At 43.5% G+C, this 921-nt stretch carries 1 protein-coding gene; it reads right to left on the reverse strand.

Going from position 1 to position 921, the window contains the following annotated elements; translation table 11 throughout:
- Positions 1-72: 72 nt before the first annotated feature.
- Positions 73-921: ShlB/FhaC/HecB family hemolysin secretion/activation protein (locus ACFIL3_RS10560; RefSeq protein WP_375682257.1), on the reverse strand; the 849-nt coding region annotated here is incomplete at its 5' end.

The following is a 921-nucleotide window of genomic DNA, read 5'->3' on the forward strand; positions in this document are numbered from 1 at the left end:
AAAACACCTAATAAAGCTGCTCTTTCTGCTCTCTTCTCATATCTCATACTTTAACTCCCCAATAAAAAATGCTTAAAGTTCCATTGTTAATGTCATAAAAAATGTTCCTGATTTTTTGTGCTTAACTGTGCTCCAAAAAATACTGGAATAACTGGCATCAAGAGAGACCATGCCTCCCGCAAGCTTGACACCTGCTGTCCAACCGGCAAGCTGGTCACTCTTAATCCCATACAAGGGTTGTGCAAAAACACGCCCATAATCCAAACCAACATAAGGGCGAAGTTCACCAAAAACCTTTTTGAAGGTCGCGTGATTGCTCCACGGAATGGTGCGTAGCAACAAATCATTCCGGCTAAAAAAACCGTTATTGCCAAAAAGCAAACTCTCACGCGTGCCACGAACATTGGAAGCGCCCCCCAACGAAATCTGTTCAGCTCCCAATAAATTATGCGGTGAATATTGACCACTCAAAAGATTGCTCAGTATAAAGTCCAAGCCCCCTACCTTAAAAGGCGTCATGACACTAAGCGTACCAGTAAATTTGGCAAATTGTGGCTCCGCATCCCCTGCTCCTGGCGCATGTTTCTTTACTGAATGAAACAAAGGGAGCCCTTGCAAATAACTCACATCAAAGGTCCAAGTCCCCCCCAACATCTGGCGCGAATGCGAAATGCCAAAATTGGCGACACTATATTGACGGCTGCCCACTTCAATCTTATTGCCAAGAAGGTAATTGTTGGTTCTTTTATAAGAAAGGCCTAAATTCAAGGTTGTAAGGGAAACACTATCACGGTAAAGAACCCTGCTTGTACTGGCGTGTAACTCACTGGAATCCCCCGTCGTCTCAATATCGGTAAAATTGCCAGGGATTATGCTTTGGTAATTATAAACAGTGCCATTCAATCCAAAGGTCCAATAACC

The sequence above is a fragment of the Bartonella sp. CE47NXGY genome, from assembly GCF_042195415.1.
GTDB lineage: Bacteria > Pseudomonadota > Alphaproteobacteria > Rhizobiales > Rhizobiaceae > Bartonella.